Annotated in this window: 20 protein-coding genes; 10 read left to right on the top strand and 10 right to left on the bottom strand. The window is 52.9% G+C overall.

Translation table 11 applies throughout. From position 1 onward, the window contains the following. Positions 1 to 216 precede the first annotated feature (216 nt). Entirely contained in the window at positions 217 to 867 is a 651-nt protein-coding gene (gene elbB / locus ACVA58_RS23675) for an isoprenoid biosynthesis glyoxalase ElbB (protein WP_446512754.1), read from the top strand. Between the two features lie 245 nt (positions 868 to 1112). Here elbB and ACVA58_RS23670 read toward each other — a convergent pair whose 3' ends face one another. From ACVA58_RS23670 to recQ, 4 genes are all read right to left on the bottom strand, one after another. Further along, positions 1113 to 1559 (bottom strand): N-acetyltransferase family protein, encoded by a 447-nt coding sequence (locus tag ACVA58_RS23670; protein WP_446512753.1) that lies wholly within the window; start codon positions 1557 to 1559, stop codon positions 1113 to 1115. A gap of 88 nt (positions 1560 to 1647) precedes the next feature. Next, positions 1648 to 2343, bottom strand: coding sequence for a 7-cyano-7-deazaguanine/7-aminomethyl-7-deazaguanine transporter (locus ACVA58_RS23665; RefSeq protein ID WP_446512752.1), 696 nt, complete (start codon positions 2341 to 2343; stop codon positions 1648 to 1650). A 138-nt stretch (positions 2344 to 2481) separates the two neighbouring features. Then, complete coding sequence (locus tag ACVA58_RS23660; RefSeq protein WP_446512751.1) at positions 2482 to 2787, bottom strand: DUF3630 family protein; 306 nt, start codon at positions 2785 to 2787, stop codon at positions 2482 to 2484. 322 nt (positions 2788 to 3109) lie between these two features. Then, the gene (gene recQ / locus ACVA58_RS23655) at positions 3110 to 4954 is read right to left on the bottom strand and encodes an ATP-dependent DNA helicase RecQ (RefSeq protein ID WP_446512750.1); all 1845 of its coding nucleotides are present in this window, start codon (positions 4952 to 4954) and stop codon (positions 3110 to 3112) included. Positions 4955 to 5201: 247 nt separating this feature from the next. Between recQ and rarD the strand changes: the two genes are divergently transcribed. From rarD to ggt, 4 genes are all read left to right on the top strand, one after another. Further along, the gene (gene rarD / locus ACVA58_RS23650) at positions 5202 to 6113 is read left to right on the top strand and encodes an EamA family transporter RarD (protein ID WP_446512749.1); all 912 of its coding nucleotides are present in this window, start codon (positions 5202 to 5204) and stop codon (positions 6111 to 6113) included. A 126-nt stretch (positions 6114 to 6239) separates the two neighbouring features. Next, positions 6240 to 7034 (top strand): AraC family ligand binding domain-containing protein, encoded by a 795-nt coding sequence (locus ACVA58_RS23645; RefSeq protein WP_446512748.1) that lies wholly within the window; start codon positions 6240 to 6242, stop codon positions 7032 to 7034. Positions 7035 to 7147: 113 nt separating this feature from the next. Beyond that, entirely contained in the window at positions 7148 to 7807 is a 660-nt protein-coding gene (locus ACVA58_RS23640) for a LysE family translocator (protein ID WP_446512793.1), read from the top strand. Positions 7808 to 7927: 120 nt separating this feature from the next. Continuing rightward, on the top strand, positions 7928 to 9697 hold the full coding sequence (ggt, locus tag ACVA58_RS23635; protein WP_446512747.1) for a gamma-glutamyltransferase: 1770 nt from the start codon (positions 7928 to 7930) through the stop codon (positions 9695 to 9697). A 120-nt stretch (positions 9698 to 9817) separates the two neighbouring features. Here the strand turns inward: ggt and uvrD are convergent, their stop codons facing one another. Further along, entirely contained in the window at positions 9818 to 11989 is a 2172-nt protein-coding gene (gene uvrD, locus ACVA58_RS23630; RefSeq protein WP_446512746.1) for a DNA helicase II, read from the bottom strand. 339 nt (positions 11990 to 12328) lie between these two features. Between uvrD and ACVA58_RS23625 the strand changes: the two genes are divergently transcribed. From ACVA58_RS23625 to ACVA58_RS23605, 5 genes are read left to right on the top strand one after another with little or no spacing between them, the layout of a single operon-like run. Further along, the gene (locus tag ACVA58_RS23625) at positions 12329 to 12595 is read left to right on the top strand and encodes a BufA1 family periplasmic bufferin-type metallophore (RefSeq protein ID WP_446512745.1); all 267 of its coding nucleotides are present in this window, start codon (positions 12329 to 12331) and stop codon (positions 12593 to 12595) included. A gap of 48 nt (positions 12596 to 12643) precedes the next feature. Beyond that, positions 12644 to 12910, top strand: a complete 267-nt coding sequence (locus ACVA58_RS23620; protein WP_446512744.1) for a BufA1 family periplasmic bufferin-type metallophore — start codon at positions 12644 to 12646, stop codon at positions 12908 to 12910. Continuing rightward, complete coding sequence (gene bufB, locus ACVA58_RS23615; protein ID WP_446512743.1) at positions 12911 to 13780, top strand: MNIO family bufferin maturase; 870 nt, start codon at positions 12911 to 12913, stop codon at positions 13778 to 13780. Next, positions 13761 to 14546, top strand: a complete 786-nt coding sequence (locus tag ACVA58_RS23610) for an HvfC/BufC family peptide modification chaperone (RefSeq protein WP_446512742.1) — start codon at positions 13761 to 13763, stop codon at positions 14544 to 14546. Before bufB ends, ACVA58_RS23610 begins: the two co-directional genes overlap by 20 nt. Further along, positions 14540 to 14995 carry a DoxX family protein gene (locus ACVA58_RS23605; protein ID WP_446512741.1) on the top strand — a complete coding sequence of 152 codons (456 nt, stop codon included), beginning with the start codon at positions 14540 to 14542 and terminating at the stop codon, positions 14993 to 14995. Before ACVA58_RS23610 ends, ACVA58_RS23605 begins: the two co-directional genes overlap by 7 nt. Before the next feature lie 84 nt (positions 14996 to 15079). Here ACVA58_RS23605 and yigB read toward each other — a convergent pair whose 3' ends face one another. Genes yigB through lysA form a run of 5 tightly spaced genes read right to left on the bottom strand, consistent with a single transcriptional unit; the run spans position 15080 to position 19538 of the window. Continuing rightward, a complete protein-coding gene (gene yigB / locus ACVA58_RS23600) occupies positions 15080 to 15802 on the bottom strand; it encodes a 5-amino-6-(5-phospho-D-ribitylamino)uracil phosphatase YigB (protein ID WP_446512740.1) in 723 nt (240 codons plus the stop codon). A 28-nt stretch (positions 15803 to 15830) separates the two neighbouring features. Continuing rightward, the gene (xerC, locus tag ACVA58_RS23595) at positions 15831 to 16742 is read right to left on the bottom strand and encodes a tyrosine recombinase XerC (RefSeq protein WP_446512739.1); all 912 of its coding nucleotides are present in this window, start codon (positions 16740 to 16742) and stop codon (positions 15831 to 15833) included. After that, on the bottom strand, positions 16739 to 17443 hold the full coding sequence (locus ACVA58_RS23590; RefSeq protein WP_446512738.1) for a DUF484 family protein: 705 nt from the start codon (positions 17441 to 17443) through the stop codon (positions 16739 to 16741). The genes xerC and ACVA58_RS23590 overlap by 4 nt, the downstream gene beginning before the upstream one ends. Further along, positions 17440 to 18270, bottom strand: coding sequence for a diaminopimelate epimerase (gene dapF, locus ACVA58_RS23585; protein WP_446512737.1), 831 nt, complete (start codon positions 18268 to 18270; stop codon positions 17440 to 17442). Before dapF ends, ACVA58_RS23590 begins: the two co-directional genes overlap by 4 nt. 14 nt (positions 18271 to 18284) lie before the next feature. After that, positions 18285 to 19538, bottom strand: coding sequence for a diaminopimelate decarboxylase (gene lysA / locus ACVA58_RS23580; RefSeq protein WP_446512736.1), 1254 nt, complete (start codon positions 19536 to 19538; stop codon positions 18285 to 18287). Positions 19539 to 19546: the final 8 nt, after the last annotated feature.

The raw sequence follows: 19546 nt of genomic DNA, 5'->3' as shown, positions 1-19546 counted from the left end.
AGTTTGTTGGTAGTTCATTTTTAATCGTTGATCAATTTTTTGACAGCCTAAAAAACCAAGATTAAAACCAAACAAATACAACAACTTATATCAGTATCGTTCATTTGATCCACGATCCAGTAATGATCGTTAATTGTGGAAAAAGTTAACAGTGCGTTCTTAAATAAGATGAACTGAGAGTAAAAATAGACAAATCTGACGATAAAGGGAGCCATTATGAAGAAAATCGCAGTTATTTTGAGCGGCTCGGGGGTGTTTGACGGTGCCGAAATCCATGAAGCCGTCCTCTCCCTGCTGGCTATCGAACAAGAAGGGGCGAGTTGGCATTGCTTTGCCCCGAATATGGATCAGCACCATGTGATTAACCACCTGACCGGTGAAGAAATGGCTGAAACACGCAATGTACTGATCGAGGCAGCTCGGATCGCCCGTGGTCAAATCAATGATCTGGCCACTTTAGATCCCAGTCAGTATGACGCACTTCTGCTTCCCGGAGGCTTCGGAGCAGCCAAGAACCTGTCAAACTTTGCGTTCAAGGGGAGCGAGTGCTCCATCCACCCCGAGGTCAAAAGGGTCTGCCAGCAGTTTGCCGAGGAAGAGAAGCCTGCCGGTTACCTATGCATAGCCCCAGCGATGATCCCGCTGATTTACGGCCCGGGAGCCAAAGGTACCATAGGGACGGATCCCGGTACGTCAAAAGCATTCAACCAAATGGGCGGGGAACATATCAAATGCCCGGTCAATGATTTCGTGTTGGATCAAAAGCGCAGGCTGCTGACCACTCCCGCTTATATGCTGGCTGGTAGCGTGTCTGAAGCCGCAGAAGGGATCAATAAACTGGTCAAGGAATTGGTGAAAATAGCCTGAATCCGTGCATCAAAAGTAAAGCGGCAGATAAAGAAAAAGCGGCACTACTTTCCATCATAAAAACCGGAAGTAGTTGCCGCTCAGCAGAAGGGATAGCCGTTTTTAGCCCTACACTAAAAACCCACCCTAGCTAAAGTACACTGGAAGCAATGTGAGCAATGTCGTGCCTTCAACCAGAACCGTTTTGAATTGTTCTCGCCGAGTGCAAGTTAATAATAACCATTCTCACTTGAGGTGCAAGCATTTTATTGAGAATTATTGTTATTTAGTTGTTTAACAAAGTGCAACCTGAAGTCTTCAATACCGTCTTTCTTTTCTAAGTGCTCTATTTTATAGCCATTTTTCAGTAATAAACACAACATACCAGGAAACCGATTTCGGGATTTCACTCTCAATGCTTGATAGCCTTGGGCAAGTACCCAAGCCTCCTGGGCCTCGAGCAGTCCCTGTGCCACACCGTTACGACGTCCAGCCGGTGCAACCCCACCCAGCCAGCTGTAAAAACAGTCCTCCGACAACTGATAACCGATCTTGACCCCAACCAATTCACCCTCAATCTCAGCCACTAAAATCAGAGCCCGGTGGACACGAAGCCTCTGCTTTAGCTCATCTTCGGTAGCGGGGCGAGCAAACTCGGTGATCGTGGCCAACACCGTTACCGCTTCTTCAATACTGGCCTCACGAATATGCATATTTCCTCCTATATACCAAACTGAATAAGGCCAGCAATGCTGGCCTTAAACTGTGCTTATTATGGTGCGAAACCCTGATAAGGGAAAGCTAGACACCCAAGGTGTTGCGCGGTTGCTTGTCACTGCCCTGTTGGGCCGACGGCAAGGTCGTCAGCTTGTTAATCAGATAGTTGAGCAACACCCCGTACATAGGCACAAACAAACCAAGGCTAATCAGCAATTTAAAGCCATAATCCACCAAGGCGATCTCGACCCAGTTCTCTGCCATGAATGCATCAGGGCTGTTGTAGAACGCTATCGCGAAGAAAGCCAAGGTATCAAGGGCATTACCGAACAAGGTCGAACAGCTCGGGGCGACCCACCATTGCTTGGTCTGGCGCAGCCGGTTGAATACCGACACATCCATGATTTGCCCTAGCAGGTAAGCCATAAAGCTAGCAATCGCAATTCGGGCAACAAACAAGTTGAACTCAGCGAGATGGCCTAGGCCCTGATATTCCCCTTGGTAAAAAAGTACCGATAGCACATAGGAAATCATCAGCGCTGGCATCATTACCCTAAGGATGATCTGCCTTGCCATTGCCGCGCCGAAAATACGTACCGTCAAGTCGGTCGCCAAAAAGATAAACGGAAAGGTAAAGGCGCCCCATGTGGTATGCAATCCCATTACAGTAAAGGGAAGCTGAACCAAATAGTTGCTTGATGCGATGATTAACAGGTGGAAAACCACCAACAAAGAAAGGGCCTTGCGCTGCTGCACAGGCGAAAATTGAGAAGTCGTCATTGTCTGACCTTTTTGTCATTGGGGGAGAGGGAACCCAAAACACTACTGCCAGCTCTCACACCGCCAGTAGCAACCGAAGGCGGGGATTATATACCCAAGTAACTTCTTGTTGCCAGTTCAGCGAAGAATAACAGTGTTTCACCGCTCTCCCAGCAATCCAGCGATGAATAACAGTGTTTCTTGTGCTTCACTGTCGAGCCCTTCTAGCCACATCTGGCCACTGTAGTGCTCACCTTTCAGCAGCAAACGACAGCCTTCAAAGTCCACCAGCCATACATGCAAGTCCGCATTGAGCTCTTTTTCCAAGACTGTAATGCCAAGGCCCAGAAGCAACGTGTCAGCCACTGCGGCAAAGTTATCATAATCAAACTCGGGGGCGCCGATCTCAAGCAGTCTTGCCGCGATATCCAACCGATGACACCAATAGTGCGAGCTTGCTGCCATAGCGTTTATTCCTTTTGGCAATGATTGGCCACAGTGAGTTTCCTGTAACCAATTGTTTCTGTGAGTATCAAGCAATAACCAGCCTCTAGCCAAGGGGAGAGGTTCATGGTTTTATGGAGATGTTGCTGATTGGGGGGACCCGATTAGCAATCGGTGAATTTAACATTCTCACCAAATACGCAAGCTGTTTTGTAGCGAACAGAGCATGCATGGGCCAAGCCCCTGTCTGTATCTAATACGCATTTTATACCGGACGCGGATTGTCCGGTATTTTTTTGTCTGTTTCACACCCACCAACTTAGAAAGCGACTCAAGAAACGGCTCAGAAACCGATCTCTTCACCTGCAGTCAGATGATCTTCAATCAGCCCCAAAAAGGCATTACCGTATTTTTCCAACTTACGATGGCCAACACCGTTGACCGACAGAAGCTCACCCGCCGAGGTCGGCAAGCGCTCGGCCATCTCCATTAAACTGGCATCATTGAATACCACATACGGCGGCAAGTCTTCTTCATCAGCAATGGCCTTACGCAGCTTTCGCAGCTTGGCGAACAGCTTCTTGTCGTACTGCCGATTGGCCATTTTGTCACTCTTGGCACTGCGGGCGGTAATATCGAGCCTCGGTACCGCCAACTCAAGGGGAACCTCCCCTCGCAGTACTTCGCGTGCTTTGACTGTCAGCTGCAAAATCGAACTGCGGACAATATTCTGGGTCAGGAAACCACGGTGGATCAACTGACGTATAATACTGACCCAAAACTCATGGCTGTGCTCGCGGCCAATACCATAGGTACTCAATTGATCGTGGCCATATTCACGAATACGCTGGTTCTGCATACCACGCAGCACTTCCACCACATGAGTAATACCGAAACCTTGGTTAACCCGGTAGACACAAGAAAGTGCCTTTTGCGACACTTCCAATGCATCGAAATGCTTGGGCGGGTCAAGGCACACATCACAGTTACCACAAGGCTCTTCCCGCGCTTCACCAAAGTAATTGAGCAACACCTGGCGACGGCAGGTCTGGGCCTCGGCAAACGCCCCCATCGCATTGAGCTTGTGGCTTTCCACCAGCTTCTGGGGACCGTCATCTTTCTCGTCCAGGCAACGGCGTAGCCAGGCCAAGTCTGACGGATCATAAAACAGGACAGCTTCTGCCGGTAAGCCATCGCGGCCAGCTCGTCCGGTTTCCTGATAATAGGATTCAATATTACGCGGGATATCATAATGGACCACAAAGCGAACATTGGGTTTGTTAATCCCCATGCCGAATGCCACGGTCGCCACCACGATTTGGACATCATCGCGTTGGAATGCTTCCTGTACCCAGGCCCGCTCGTCATGCTCCATACCGGCATGATAGGCGGCAGCTCGGATCCCGCTCTGATTTAGCTTTTCACTGATTTGCTCAACCCGCTTGCGGCTATTGCAGTAAACAATACCGCACTGGCCGCGCACCCCAGCCAAATAGCGAGTCAGCTGGGCCATCGGCTTGTATTTTTCTTGCAGGGTGTAACGAATATTCGGCCGATCGAAGCTACCGAGATAGGTATGCAGGGACTGTAGGGCCAAACGGGCAATGATATCATGCCGGGTGGTGTCATCCGCCGTTGCCGTTAGGGCGATCACCGGTACATCGGGAAATGCCTGACGCATACTGCCAAGAGCGGCGTATTCCGGCCTGAAGTCATGCCCCCATTGCGAGATACAGTGCGCTTCATCCACGGCGACCATGCTCAATGGCAAACTGGCCAGCCGTTCTGAAAACTCGCGACCGAGCAAACGCTCTGGCGAGACATAAACCAACTTGATCTTGCCTTGCTCCATCGCCTGAAAGGTTCCCTGCACATCTTCCCACGTCATGGTGGAGTTAATGCAGGCGGCAGCTACCCCATTGGCCTTGAGCTGGTCCACCTGATCTTTCATCAGGGATATCAAGGGGGACACCACCAATGTCAGCCCGTCACGCAACAAGGCCGGAATTTGGTAGCACAGCGACTTGCCGCCACCAGTCGGCATGATCACCAAGCAATCCTGCCCGGACACCGCCGCCTCGATTACAGGCTGCTGGCCCTCGCGGAACTGCTGGTAGCCGAACACATCCTGCAGCACCTGTTCACAGGTCATGGGGCTTTCGGTCTGGCACGGCTGGCTTGCTGGCATAACGTTCTCATTGGCGCAAGTGACCCGATACAGGACACCTGAAGATGGACAAGGCTGGCTATTCTATACCATTCAGATCGCTGATGGGAGTCACCTCCCCGTCCAAATCATTGCCTCTGCCCGGAGCCATCGCTGGTGAGCAAAAAGACGATAGTATTGAGATCGAACACGACTTATACTGCGCCTGCATACACAATTGAATATTTATTTCTCTCCAGCCAGCTCGGCACCAACTTTTCAGGTAATCATGGAAGCGCAAAATACCCAGACCCAGCGCGGCGTCATCCTCGCCCTCGCGGCTTATACCATGTGGGGTATTGCCCCGATCTATTTCAAGTCTCTCCAACATGTTAGTGCGCCGGAGATCCTAAGCCATAGGGTGATCTGGTCGTTTGTGTTTCTCGCGCTGCTACTGTTGGTTAGCAAGGGATGGGGGCAGGTCCGAGCCGTACTTGGCCGACCAAAAGTGGTCATGCTACTGCTGGCAACGTCGTTGCTGGTCGGGGGAAACTGGCTGATTTTCATCTGGGCGGTCAACAACAATTTCATGCTTGATGCCAGCCTCGGATATTTCATCAACCCACTGTTCAATGTCCTGCTCGGGATGTTTTTTCTCGGTGAGCGCCTGCGTCCGTTGCAATGGGTCGCAGTGGTGCTGGCGGCAACCGGTGTGGCAGTCCAACTGATCCAGTTCGGTTCATTGCCGTGGATCGCATTGGCACTCGCGACTAGCTTTGGCCTTTACGGCCTGCTACGCAAAAAGGTCAACCTTGATGCGGCAACAGGACTATTTATGGAAACCAGCCTGCTGCTGCCTCTGGCGCTCGGCTACGTCTTTCTCTTTGCCGACAGCCCCACATCAGACTGGTCTGCTAACCCAATGACCACCAATCTACTGCTGATGGCAGCCGGCATCGTCACCACCTTGCCATTGCTGTGTTTTACCGGGGCAGCCACCAAGCTCAAGCTCTCGACTCTGGGCTTTTTCCAGTACATAGGCCCAAGCCTGATGTTTTTGCTGGCCATCACTGTCTATGGCGAAAGCTTTACCGCCGATAAAGGGTATACATTCGCCTTCATCTGGGCGGCGCTGCTAATTTTCAGCGTTGAAGGGCTACGCAACCACCGCATCAACAAAAAGCAATCCGCCACCAGCTAGAGCTACAACTGGCGAGGCGGTACTGTTAATTTTTTACAAGCAGCACCGTCATCGCTATGGTGTACTCATACGTAGCAGTTTTGAGCCGCTAAGCATCTATATCGATATTTCAATGGGGAGCGTACTATGAATAAAATCAGTCACCGCAAAAGCCCCATTGACGATATCGGCCTGATCGATGCTCATTACCAGAACTTTGCCTTTAAACGACATTATCACCTAGATTACCATTTGGGCCTGATCACTCAAGGCCAGCAGCAGTATTACTACAACGGCAGCAAGCACATAGCAGGAGCCGGGCAATTAGTGATCATGCCTCCCGATGAAATCCACGACGGCCAAGCCAAAGAGCAATCAGGTTACCAAGTCAAAGTCTTTAGCATTACCCCCGATTGGCTCAACCAGCAAGCTGAGGAAGCATCCGGTAACAGCCATTACTGCTTCCCGCAACACAATATTGCCAATAAAGCCCTGTTCCAGCAGTTGACCCTACTACACCAACAGCTGGACAACCCGAAAGTATCGCAACTAGCTAAAGACAGCCTACCAATAGAATCCATTTCTTATTTGTTGACGCATTACGGTCAGGTGCGTGAAGCCAATGTAACAGCACTGGGGTCTAAAGACTTACATCAGCTACGCGACTATGTCATGGCGCATCTGGATCAGAAAATCAATCTGGAGCAGCTGGCAGGCTTGTGCGATCTCAGTTCATCGCAACTGTTACGCCAGTTCAAAAAAGCCACGGGCATGACACCGTACGCTTGGTTAGCTCGCCTACGATTGGAACATGCGATGGCACTATTGAAGGCTGGGTTCAGTAGCACCGAAGTGGCCTATTACGTCGGATTTTACGATCAAGCCCACTTTACCCATGCCTTTAAGCAAACCTTCGGCGTCTCCCCTTCGCATATCAAGTAAGACTTTATCCGGTAGTTTGTCATTTTTTTACAAGCATCCAATGAATGACTGCGGCATGCTTCGACTTACTGGGCATACAGCCCTATTGCTTGAAGGATGACATACCCGTAATGATCAATGAAATGACCACCCTCGCCACTCTGGTAACTGTTCATATCTTCGCCCTAATGAGTCCTGGCCCCGACTTCGCCTTGGTGGTACAAAACGCTGGCCGCTACGGTCGCCAGACCGGGATAATGATCGCCCTCGGTTTGTCACTAGGGATCCTGCTCCACTCTATCCTCAGCCTAACCGGTGCCAGTTTGCTCATCCACCAACACCCAATGTTATTTGCCTTGCTGCAAGCCATGGGTGGCAGCTACCTGCTATGGCTTGGGATCGGCGCGCTCAAAGGCACGTGGCAACACTACCAGCAACGCCACCAACCAGCAGACAAACAAACAGCTAAGCAAACTCAGCGAGTACTCACCAACCGTAAGCAGGCACTGGCCAAGGGCTTTACAACCAATATCCTCAACCCCAAAGCCCTAGTTTTCTTTATCAGCTTATTATCAACCTTGGTGCCCGCCAGTATGTCTTTGGGTGGCAAGGCAACCGCAATAGGCTTGCTGTGGGGAACATCGTTCCTGTGGTTTGCCCTGCTGGCTTGGCTGCTGACCGGTGCTCGCCTGCAACAAAAACTGCAGCGCTGGACACCGTGGATTGATGCCACCTGCGGCGCTTTGTTCACGCTAATCGGCAGCTTGATCCTGCTCAACATCATCGCGCAGTAAACTTTGCCAACGTAATGCTACTCACAGGTTGACCCGCTGCACAAAAAACAGCCAACCGTTAGACATTTCCCCCCCTCCTTACTTAGGCTAGCTACAGCTTAAGTAAGGAGTTAAATACCCATGGAATGGAATCACCGACACCGGGTCGCCTTGTTGTCAGCCTGCCTGCTGACCCTACCTGCAACCGCCTTTGCCAAAGACAGCCAACAAAGTGTGGATCTGCTCGCCCCTGAAGCAGCAACCGGCCTGACCGAGCAGCGAGCGGTAACCGGCAAAGACTGGATGGTGGCATCTGCCAATCCATACGCCAGTGAAGCTGGCGCTGACATTTTACGTCAGGGCGGCAACGCTATCGATGCCATGGTCGCTACCCAGTTGGTGCTGGGTTTGACCGAGCCCCAGTCCTCTGGTATCGGCGGCGGGGCATTTATGGTGTATTGGGATCAGAAGAAAAAAGCCCTGACCACCTTCGATGGCCGCGAAACCGCGCCGTTTGCCGTCACTCCCCTGCTGTTCCAAGATAACAAGGGCCAACCGCTGCAATTCTTCGATGCCGTGGTCGGCGGCCGCTCGGTCGGCACCCCCGGTACCGTCAGACTGATGTGGTATACCCACCAACGCCACGGCAAATTGGACTGGAAGAAGCTGTTCGAGCCAGCGATCCAGCTTGCCAAGGACGGCTTCACCGTCAGCCCAAGGTTGGCGGCACTGGTCGAAAAAGACCAAACCCACCTGCAACGCTTCGAGGCAACCAAAGCCTATTTCTTCAATAGCGATGGCTCGCCGATTCAGGCTGGCCAAACGCTGAAGAACCCGGAATATGCCAATACCTTACGCCAAATCGCCGAGCGCGGGGCCAGCGCCTTCTACACTGGCGATATAGCCAAAGATATCGTCAAGGCGGTCCGTACCACTCCCGGCAATCCGGGCGTACTCAGCACCATGGATCTCGCCACCTATCAGGTCAAGGAGCGGCCTGCCGTCTGTGCCCCTTACCGCCAGTTTGAAATCTGCGGCATGGGTCCACCAAGTTCCGGCGCCCTGACGCTAGGCCAGATCATGGGGATGCTCAGCCACTATCCACTTGCTGAGCTGGGGCCAGACAACCTGACCAGCTGGCGCCTGCTCGGCGATGCCTCCCGCCTAGCCTTTGCCGACCGTGGTCACTATATGGCCGATAGCGACTATGTGCCGATGCCAACCAAGGGGCTACTGGCAGATGACTACCTCCAGAAGCGGGCAGCCTTACTCAATCGTGAACAAGCCTTGGCCAAAGCCGAGGCCGGCAATCCTCCGTGGGATCATGCCCTGCGCTACGCCATGGATGAATCAATCGAGCTGCCCTCGACCAGCCACTTTTCGATTGTCGACAAGAGCCGCAATGTGATATCCATGACCACCACCATCGAAAATGGATTTGGCTCGCGGGTAATGGTGCGAGGCTTTTTACTCAACAACGAGCTGACCGACTTTTCCTTTCGCAGCCATGACAACGGTAAACCGATAGCCAACCGGGTCGAGCCGGGCAAGCGGCCCCGATCCTCTATGGCCCCCACTATCGTGATGCAGAAAGGAAAACCTTACCTTGCCATCGGCTCGCCGGGTGGCAGCCAGATCATAGGCTATGTCGCCAAGACACTGGTCGCCCACCTCGACTGGGGATTGGAGCTGCAACAAGCCATCAACCTGCCGAATATGAACAACCGATTCGGCCCATTTGAGCTTGAAGCCGGTACCGATGCAGAAAGCTGGGCACCCAAACTGGAAACCCTTGGCTTCGAGGTAAAGGTCAAGGAGCTCAACTCTGGTGTTCAGGCCATCAAGCTCAACAGCAAAAGCCTGACCGGTGCCGCCGATCCGCGCCGTGAAGGCAAGGTCATCACGGAATAAGATCACCGCCGGATACGAAGAACCACTGGGTAAATCGGCATAAAAAACCCGTGGCATCTGCCACGGGTTCTGTTTTCGTCATTTGACTAGCATCGAATCAGCCATTGTTCTTTTCAGCGTTTACATCGGCTCAAGCTTGGCATATTGGGTCACCAACCATTTGATACCCTCACCATTGAAGGCTACCTGTACCCGGCTCTGGGCACCACTTCCCTCAAAGTTGATGATGGTCCCCTCACCAAATTTCGGATGCTGGACCCGCTGGCCGAGGGTATAACCCGTTTGATTGAAGTTATCGTTGACCTGGGCCTGGCTGAAACGACCGCTGCTGGCAGGACGGGAGACCTTGGCCTTCATCCGCACTTCTTCAATAAACTCTTCTGGGATCTCGCGGATAAAACGTGACGGTTTATGGAAGTTATCCTTTCCGTAAAGTCGACGCATTTCTGCATGGGAGATATAGAGCTTCTGCATTGCACGGGTCATACCCACATAGCACAAGCGGCGCTCCTCTTCCAAACGGCCCACTTCCTCGGTGGTGCGCGAGCTCGGGAACATCCCTTCTTCGACACCGACCATAAATACCACTGGGAATTCCAACCCCTTGGCACTGTGCATGGTCATCAGCTGGACGGCATCGTCGAACTCATCCGCCTGACCTTCACCCGCTTCCAGCGCAGCATGGGACAAGAACGCCGACAGCGGGCTCATCTCCTCGGCTTCTTCCGGGATCTCGAACTGGCGGGTTGCGGTGACCAGTTCCTCAAGGTTTTCGATTCGTGCCTGGGCTTTCTCGCCCTTTTCCTGCTCGTACATCGCACGCAGGCCAGAATTACGGATCACCTCATCGGTTTGCTGATACAGCGGCAGATCGCGGGTATCATCTTCCAGAGCGTTGACCAGTTCGATAAAGCGGCGCAGCGAATTGGCAGCACGGCCAGCCAGCACTTGCTCTTCCAGCAAGGCAACACTGGCTTGCCACATGGTCGCTCCGCGGTCACGAGCTGTCATGCGGATTGTTTCCAGTGTACGATCACCCAAGCCACGGGTCGGGGTATTCACTACCCGCTCAAACGAGGCATCATCATTACGGTTGGCCATCAATCGTAAATACGACAGGGAATCTTTGATTTCCTGACGCTCGAAGAAACGCATACCGCCATAAATCCGATACGGCATTCCCGACTGGATCAACGCTTCTTCCAATACCCGCGACTGGGCATTGCTACGATAAAGCATGGCTGCATCGCTCAAGGCTCCGCCCTGATCGCGCAGCTCTTTAATTTTACCAACCACAAAGCGGGCTTCATCGAGCTCGTTGAAGGCCGAATAAATCGAGATCAGCTCACCTTCGGCGCCATCGGTCCACAGATTCTTGCCCATTCGCTCGTTGTTGTTGGCGATCAAGCCATTGGCCGCTTTCAGGATGTTAGCGGTCGAACGGTAGTTTTGCTCAAGGAAGATCGAACTTGCCCCCTTGAAATCATTGAGGAAGCGCTGGATGTTCTCCACCTTGGCACCACGCCAGCCATAAATTGATTGGTCATCATCACCCACAATCATCACATTACAGTCCGGACCGGCCATCAGGCGCAACCAGGCAAACTGGATGTTGTTGGTATCCTGGAATTCATCCACCAGAATGTGCTTAAAGCGAGCCTGGTAGTGTTCACGGATATGCTTGCTGCGCTGCAGCAACTCAAAGGCACGCAATAGCAACTCGGCGAAATCGACTAAACCAGCGCGATCACATGCTTCCTGATAGGCAGTATAAAGACGCAGCCAGGTTTGCTCGACCGGGTCATTGAACGAATCAATATGCTGCGGACGCAGGCCCTCGTCTTTCTTGCCGTTGACGTACCACACCGCCTGACGGGCTGGCCACTGCTTCTCGTCTAGGTTTTGGGCCTTAATCAAACGGCGCATCAAACGCATCTGATCATCAGAATCGAGGATATTGAAATCTTCCGGCAAACTGGCATCCAAATAGTGGGCGCGCAGCATGCGGTGACACAGGCCATGGAAGGTGCCGTTCCACATACCTGCCGACGAGCCGTGCATCAGCTCATTGATCCGGCCGCGCATCTCGGCAGCCGCCTTATTGGTAAAGGTCACCGACATGATCGAGTAAGGCGAAGCCTGCTCTATCGTCATCAACCAGGCAATGCGATGGACCAAGACCCGGGTTTTACCACTCCCGGCGCCGGCCAAAACCAGGTGGTTACCCAACGGTGCCGCCACCGCCTCGCGTTGCTTGTCATTCAGGCCATCTAACAGAAGTGAAACGTCCATCGCTCTCTACTGGTTATTTATACAATGGTGATGATTATAACCACAAAGCCCACCGTGATGCGAGAAACCTCCCCTCAGCCGCACCGCCCCAGCCAACAGATGACAACCCCATCAATAAAGCGTGACAAAAATTTCACCTTATCAATCTCTTGCCATATTTTTTTGTTCTATGCTTGGAAATACGCAAAGTTAACGAAAAGTTAAAAAACTCAAGAAAGCGTGAAAGTTATTCCCAACTCACCCTTTCTTATGTACCGAGAGCACCAATAAGGTGTCAGTTAACCCAAAAGGAAACGTTGCATTTCCCTGCAACAGTCAGCGTATTTAAGAGGAATCAACATGAAAAAGACCACCAACATTGCACTAGCAACTGCAGTAACAGGCCTAATTGCTCTAGCTGGTACCGCTATGACCACCACTACCGCGGTAGCTGCCGAGGAAAAAGAAAAGTGCTACGGCGTGGTGAAGGCAGGCAAGAATGACTGTGCCACAAAAACCAGCTCTTGTGCCGGCACCTCGAAAACCGATGGCCAGAAAGATGCATTTGTCATGGTTCCTAAAGGCTTATGCGATCGCCTTAACGGCGGCTCAACCAGCTCATCATAACCCTTAACCACCTACCAACTTGATAACATCCCAAATGAAGGAATCATTATGAAAAAGTCTAATCTTGCTGTTGCTACCGCGGTTTCTGGTTTACTTGCCCTTGCCGGTACGGCACTAACACCTTCTGTCGCTCTCGCGGCCTCAGCCGACAAGGAAAAATGCTACGGGGTGGTCAAAGCAGGTAAAAACGACTGTGCGACCAAAACCAGCTCTTGTGCCGGTACCTCGAAAACCGATGGTCAGAAAGATGCTTTCGTCATGGTGCCTAAGGGCCTTTGTGATCGCTTGGCCGGTAGCTCTAAAGAGGCTAAGTAATTGAGCAGGCTGTCTCCTGACAAGATGGTAGGGGTGGGGCTTCGCTCCCCCCATATCCATCACTTTCTCTCTGAGCGGCCGGATATCGGCTGGCTGGAAATCCACAGCGAGAATTTTTTTACGCCTCACTCGCCAGCCCGCCAGCAACTCAGAGACATTGCCAACCATTACCCCATCAGCTGCCATGGGATCGGGATGTCACTCGGCTCTGCCGATACGCTGGATAAACAGCACCTATCCCAACTCAAGCAACTTGTGGATGAAATAGATCCGATTGCGGTATCCGACCACCTCAGCTGGAGTTCGGTTAACGGTCAGTACTTCAATGATCTGTTGCCCCTGCCCTATACCGAGGAAGCTCTGGCCCACTTCTGCCACAAGGTTGAGCAGGTACAAGACATGCTCGGCCGCCAACTCTTGGTCGAGAACCCGTCCAGCTACCTGAGCTTCAACCATTCCACGATTCCGGAATGGGAATTTCTGAGGTCCGTTCAACAGCGCACCGGATGCGGCTTGCTGCTCGATCTCAACAACATTTACGTCAGCAGTTTCAACCACGGTTTCAATTGCCAAACCTACCTGGATGCTGTCGACCCGAAAACGGTTAAAGAAATCCACTTAGCAGGGTTTACCGTCAAGACGTTCGATCAAGGTGAGATCTGGATAGATACCCATAGCCGCCCGGTCAGTGAGCCGGTCTGGCAACTCTATCACCAGTGGGTACGCCAGCACTTTTCCTCTCTCGGCGGAGTACCAACGCTCATTGAGTGGGATCTCGATATCCCTGATATCGACGTACTGCTCGGTGAAGCTGGCAAGGCACAACAAATCATTGCCGAGGAGGCCAGTAATGGGATCTCCGCAGCCTAAAAAACCGCACCAACTACATCAACTACAACAGGATTTCGCCGAGGCGCTGCACTACCGGCCAAGCCCTGCTAATGAAGCCGTTGCTACCGGTCAGTTTGCCCCGGAACAACTGATACAGATCTACCGTAACAACTTTATTATCAGTTTGTCGGAAGTACTGGAAGCCACCTACCCATGCTGCAAGGCCGTGGTCGGTGACGAGTGTTTCGCTCTACTCGCCCGCCTGCATGTACTGGCCTATCCACTCGGGGAAGGCAATGTGACCGATTACGGCGACGGCTTTGCCGATACGATTTCCGGCCAGCCGTCAGTGATTGAGGCGGTTCCTTATCTAGCCGAACTGGCCCAATTGGAGTGGCTGGTCGACCGGGCTAGTCAGCATGCAGCTATCACTCCGGACTTTCCGTTTGAGCAATTGTCCCAAATCACAGAGGACAACCTCAGCCAGTTGATACTGGAGGTGGCTGAACCCACCTATAACTTTGATGCACAATATCCTGTCGCCAGCCTGTGGCAGATGATCACTGATGATCAGATTGAGCCAATTGACATGACCCAACCGGAGTCCGTCATTATCCAGCACCGCTCACAAGGCATGCTAGTGATCGCGACAACCACGGCTGCCACAGCGTTGTTGCGACTGAGCCAACAAGAGCAGCCACTTGGCGAAGCAAGCGAGGATATGCTGGCCATACTGGGCGAGCTTATCCAACAACAACTATTCACCCGTATCCACGGCCTGCCTGAGGGAGAGTGCGCATGCTGAATTTTCTCAAACAAATCGATATCACGGCCCAGCGGATCACCGAGCCCCTGATCCCTCTGTTCCTGCTGTTCACCCGACTGTGGGTGGCATGGGTATTCTTCAAGTCAGGGATGGTGAAATACAGCAGTTGGGACAGCACCCTTTACCTGTTCGAGTATGAGTACCAAGTGCCCCTGATCCCCTGGCAATTCGCCGCCTATTCGGGCACGGCAGCCGAGCTGATCCTGCCCGTTTTCTTGGCACTCGGCTTGTTCACCCGACCAATGGCACTGGCACTGTTCGTGTTCAATATCATTGCGGTAGTGTCCTACCCGCTGCTGTGGGAGAAGGGCTTCTTCGACCACCAGCTATGGGGCATGATGATGCTGATCAACGTGTTCTGGGGCGCCGGGATGATTTCTGTCGACCATCTCATCAGCAGCAAGCCGAAGCAGTCTTTATTGCAGTAAACCTATTTCAGGGCGAAACAGAAAAGGGACAGCATGCTGTCCCTTTTTTTATCACTCAGATAACCGGCTATATGTGGCTTCGTCTCACTCAGACACCAATGCCAACAGCTGTGACAGCTGGCTGATCTCGACATCCGGTAGCCACTTGGCGCGTGGCTCACGACTCAACACGCGGTGCTGATCATTGAACCAGCAGGCCTTGAAACCGTTTTGCTTAGCGCCACCTACATCGGTCACCACGTGATCGCCAATATGGAGAATATCACTCGGGGAAATGCCTAGATCTACCGCCGCGCTGACAAATAAATCGGGCTCAGGCTTGGCTAATCCATCACGGCCCGCCATCAGAACCCCATCAAAATACTGCGCCAGCCCGATTTTTTCCGCATCCACATTGCCATTGGTAATAGCCACCAGCGGCAGTTGTTGCTTGAGTAATGCCAATACCCGATGCGTTTCTGCGGGGACATCAACTTGGTTTCTGACCTCAAGAACCACCGCGACCCCTTCGCCTGCCGCCTGCTCGGCAGCCGATAAGGAATAGCCCAGCTGCATAAAGCCAATCTTGAGTAATTCAAACCGCCATTGGGTCACATTATGGCGCAGCATAGGATCAGCCTTGGCAAGACGCATCTTCAATTGCTGCCAACCCGCTACCCCCATCCCTTTCAGCCGCGGGTGGTTAACCGTCAACCAATCATGCATTGACTGCTCAGCCCGGCGTATCACCGGTCGGTTATCATAGAGGGTATCGTCAAGATCAAAGGTCAGCGCCCGTGGCGCGGAAAAAGGTCGGTAAAACTGCATCAGCGGCTACTCTTGAAAACGCCCCAGCTCAACGCTTATTGCGCTTGGCACGGGGGTGGGCTTCATCATACACCTGCGCAAGGTGCTGGAAGTCCAAGTGGGTATAGATTTGGGTGGTCGACAGGTTGGCATGGCCCAGCAATTCCTGAACCGCCCGCAGATCTCCCGAGGACTCAAGCATATGGGTGGCAAAGCTATGTCGCAGTTTATGCGGGTTGATATGGCTAGATACCGCCTGTTTCTGCCCCCATTCCGCCATCCGCTTCTGAACATTACGGTTGGAAATTCGCTGGCCCAACTTGGACACAAACAACCCCGGCTCGCCGGCAGCGGCCAATTGCCCCCGAACCTTAAGCCAGTGTCCAACCCATTCGCGAGCCAGCCCGGCAAACGGCACAACACGCTCTTTGTCGCCTTTACCGATCACCCGCAAATCGCCCTTGCGCAGGCTGACATCTTTGACATTGAGGCTGACCAGCTCAGACAAACGCAAACCAGCTCCGTACATCAACTCCATCATCGCCCGATCGCGGATAGACAAAGGGTCATCATCATCGACGCTGAGCAGCTGATCCATCTCGTCAACATCCAGGTTTTTCGGCAGCGGCCTGGCCTTACGCGGTGCAGACACCCCCTTGGCCGGGTTGGCCTTGAGGACACCTTGGCGAACCAAGTAATCGAGAAAACTACGCAGTGCTGACAATCGCATCGACAGGCTGCTGGCCTTGAGGCCATCTCGCATCCCCTTGGAAGCAAGCTGGCGAACCCAGCCAGCATCGACGGTCTGCCAGTTATCGACACCCAATGCCACCAGCTGCTCGGCCAATGTCGTCAGCTGGCGCTTGTAGTTTTGTTGGGTGTGCAGACTAAGCTCTCGCTCACTGCGCAGGTATTCGTAGAATCGCTGCAGTGGCTTTTCCAGGCCAGCGGGCAAGCTCACTCAATCACCTCACGGGTATATTCCCAGTGGTGAATAAGCTTGGCGAGGACCATCGCCAGCTGCTCGACAAACAAGGTGTCCATCTCCGGCTGGAAGTGACCGCCATCGACACTGGCGAAACTCAGCACCCCGAACGGCCTGTCGTTGCCAAGCGGCAAGACCAAAAACGACCCCAGCTGCGGCGGTTGATCAAACAGAAGATCCGCTTCCAGCTTACGCAACCGGCCCAGGTATACCGGACGGGACGACAGCCTAGAACGGCTGAAGCTCTCGAAACTGCGGCGCTCAAGGAACAGGTTATCATCCAGACTATCAAACAGGCGCAGGCTGATATCAAGATTCAGCTCGTCGGCCAGTGTTTCCAGTACACACAATGCCTGGTAGATATTATGAGTCTGGAACAGCTGCTGCTGCGCCTTGGCAAACGTATGGAAAAGTTGGCTGTTGTGGGTCGCGGCCCCGACCAGGCCGGAAATTTTCTCTTCCAGCTCGCCGACATTACTGCGCAGGCGCTCAAGCTGGATATCAACCAGAGACACCACGCCACGGTCGGCATGGTGGACCTGGATCCGGCTCAACAACTCTGGATGGCGAACAAAGAAGTCAGGGTTGGCCAACAAAAAGTCAGCCACCACCTGCTCGTTCAACGAGACGGCATCCTCATCGGGGGCACATACGTCAAGCTGAGATATATCGGTCATAATACAATTTGTCCATCAAACACGTGCGTTGCCGCACCTGTCATATACAGCGGCTTACCCTCTCCCGGCCAGCGGATTTGTAAATCCCCCCCCGGTAGCGACACCTTCACATTGTCGTCCAGCAGTCCCTGCATTCGGCCAATCGCCACCGCAGCACAAGCCCCACTGCCACATGCCTGGGTTTCACCGGCACCACGCTCATAAACCCGCAGCTTCACTTCATTGCGGTTTATCACCTGCATAAAACCGGCATTCACCCGCTCGGGAAAGCGCTCGTGGGATTCAAGGATCGGTCCCAAGGTCTCGACTTCTGCAGTCTCGACATCGTCCACCACGGTGACACAGTGCGGGTTGCCCATGCTGACGGCCCCGCAGAATACGGTTTTCTCACCCGCCCGCAGGATATAAGTTTTCTCGCTTTGCTTGGCACGGAAAGGAATTTTGGCCGGATCGAACTCAGGAACCCCCATATTCACAGAGACCTGGTTGTCGTTCTCCAGCTTGAGTACCATTTTACCGCCTTTGGTACTGACTGAGATATGGTATTTATTGGTCAGCCCCTTCATCCAGACAAAACGAGCAAAACATCGGGCACCGTTGCCGCACTGCTCCACCTCACTGCCATCGGCATTGAAGATCCGGTAATGGAAATCCGTCTCGGGATCATAAGGTGGCTCGACCACCAACAGCTGATCAAACCCTACCCCACGGTTGCGGTCAGCCAAACGCCGGATAGCATCCGGCGAGAAGAACACGTTCTGGGTCACACAGTCGACGACCATAAAATCGTTACCCAACCCATGCATTTTCGAAAAATTAACCTGCATGTTGTTCCTTCTCGTTATTCTGGCAACAGCTGCTCTGATTGCCACAGTTGTGCGAGTTCTTCGCGTTCACGCACCACGTGGGCCTGGCTGCCATCAACCATGATCTCCGCTGCACGCACACGGGTGTTATAGTTCGACGACATCACAAAACCATAAGCTCCAGCCGAACGTACCGCCAGCAAGTCATCAGTCTCTAGGCACAACTCGCGATCTTTACCGATAAAATCACCGGTTTCACAGATAGGGCCAACCAAATCATAGGAAAGCTTCTCACCATTGCGAGGCACTACCGGCACGATATCTTGCCACGCTTGGTAAAGCGTAGGACGGATCATGTCATTCATCGCCGCATCAACGATGGCAAAGTTTTTGTACTCGGTAAGCTTGAGGTATTCCACCCGCATCAACATTACCCCAGCATTGGCAGCAATAGCTCGGCCCGGCTCAAAGATCAACTCCAAGTCACGGTGCTCGGTCAGACGCGCCATCAAGGCTTTGGCATATTCCGAAGGCTGAGGCGGACGTTCATCGCTGTAGGTAACACCCAAGCCGCCACCCACATCAAGATGATGGATAACAATGCCTTCGGCTTTTAGGGTATCAACCAGCGCCAGCAGGCGGTCGGTGGCATCAATGAACGGGTCAATGGCAGTCAACTGCGAGCCAATATGGCAATCCATACCCGTTACAGCAAGGTGTGGCAGGCGATGGGCCAAACGGTATACTTCTGGCGCTCGCTCAAAGGCAATGCCGAATTTATTGTCGCGCAGGCCAGTTGAAATATACGGGTGGGTCTGGGCATCGACATCCGGATTAATGCGCAATGATACTGGTGCCACCTTACCCAGATCACCGGCAACTTGATTAAGCCGCTCCAGCTCAGGTTCGGATTCTACATTGAAGCATTTGATGCCTAGCTCAAGGGCCCGCTTCATTTCCGCGGCGGTTTTACCGACCCCCGAGAACACCACCTTGGCCGGATCGCCACCTGCGGCAACGACCCGCTCCAGCTCGCCACCCGAGACGATATCAAAACCGGATCCCAGTCGTGCCAGTACATTCAGTACGCCGATATTGGAATTTGCCTTTACGGCATAACAGATCAGGTGGGGATGATCGGCCACCGCTTGGTCAAAAGCATGCCAATGACGTTCGAGCGTCGCACGCGAATAGACATAGAGTGGTGTGCCAAAACGGTCAGCCAAATCGGCCAGTGGAATCTCTTCGGCCCATAGCTGGCCATCTTGCTGATAATTAAAGTAATCCAATGTAGTCT

Source organism: Photobacterium sp. DNB22_13_2 (assembly GCF_052873915.1).
This window is presented reverse-complemented; position numbering and strand designations above follow the sequence as displayed.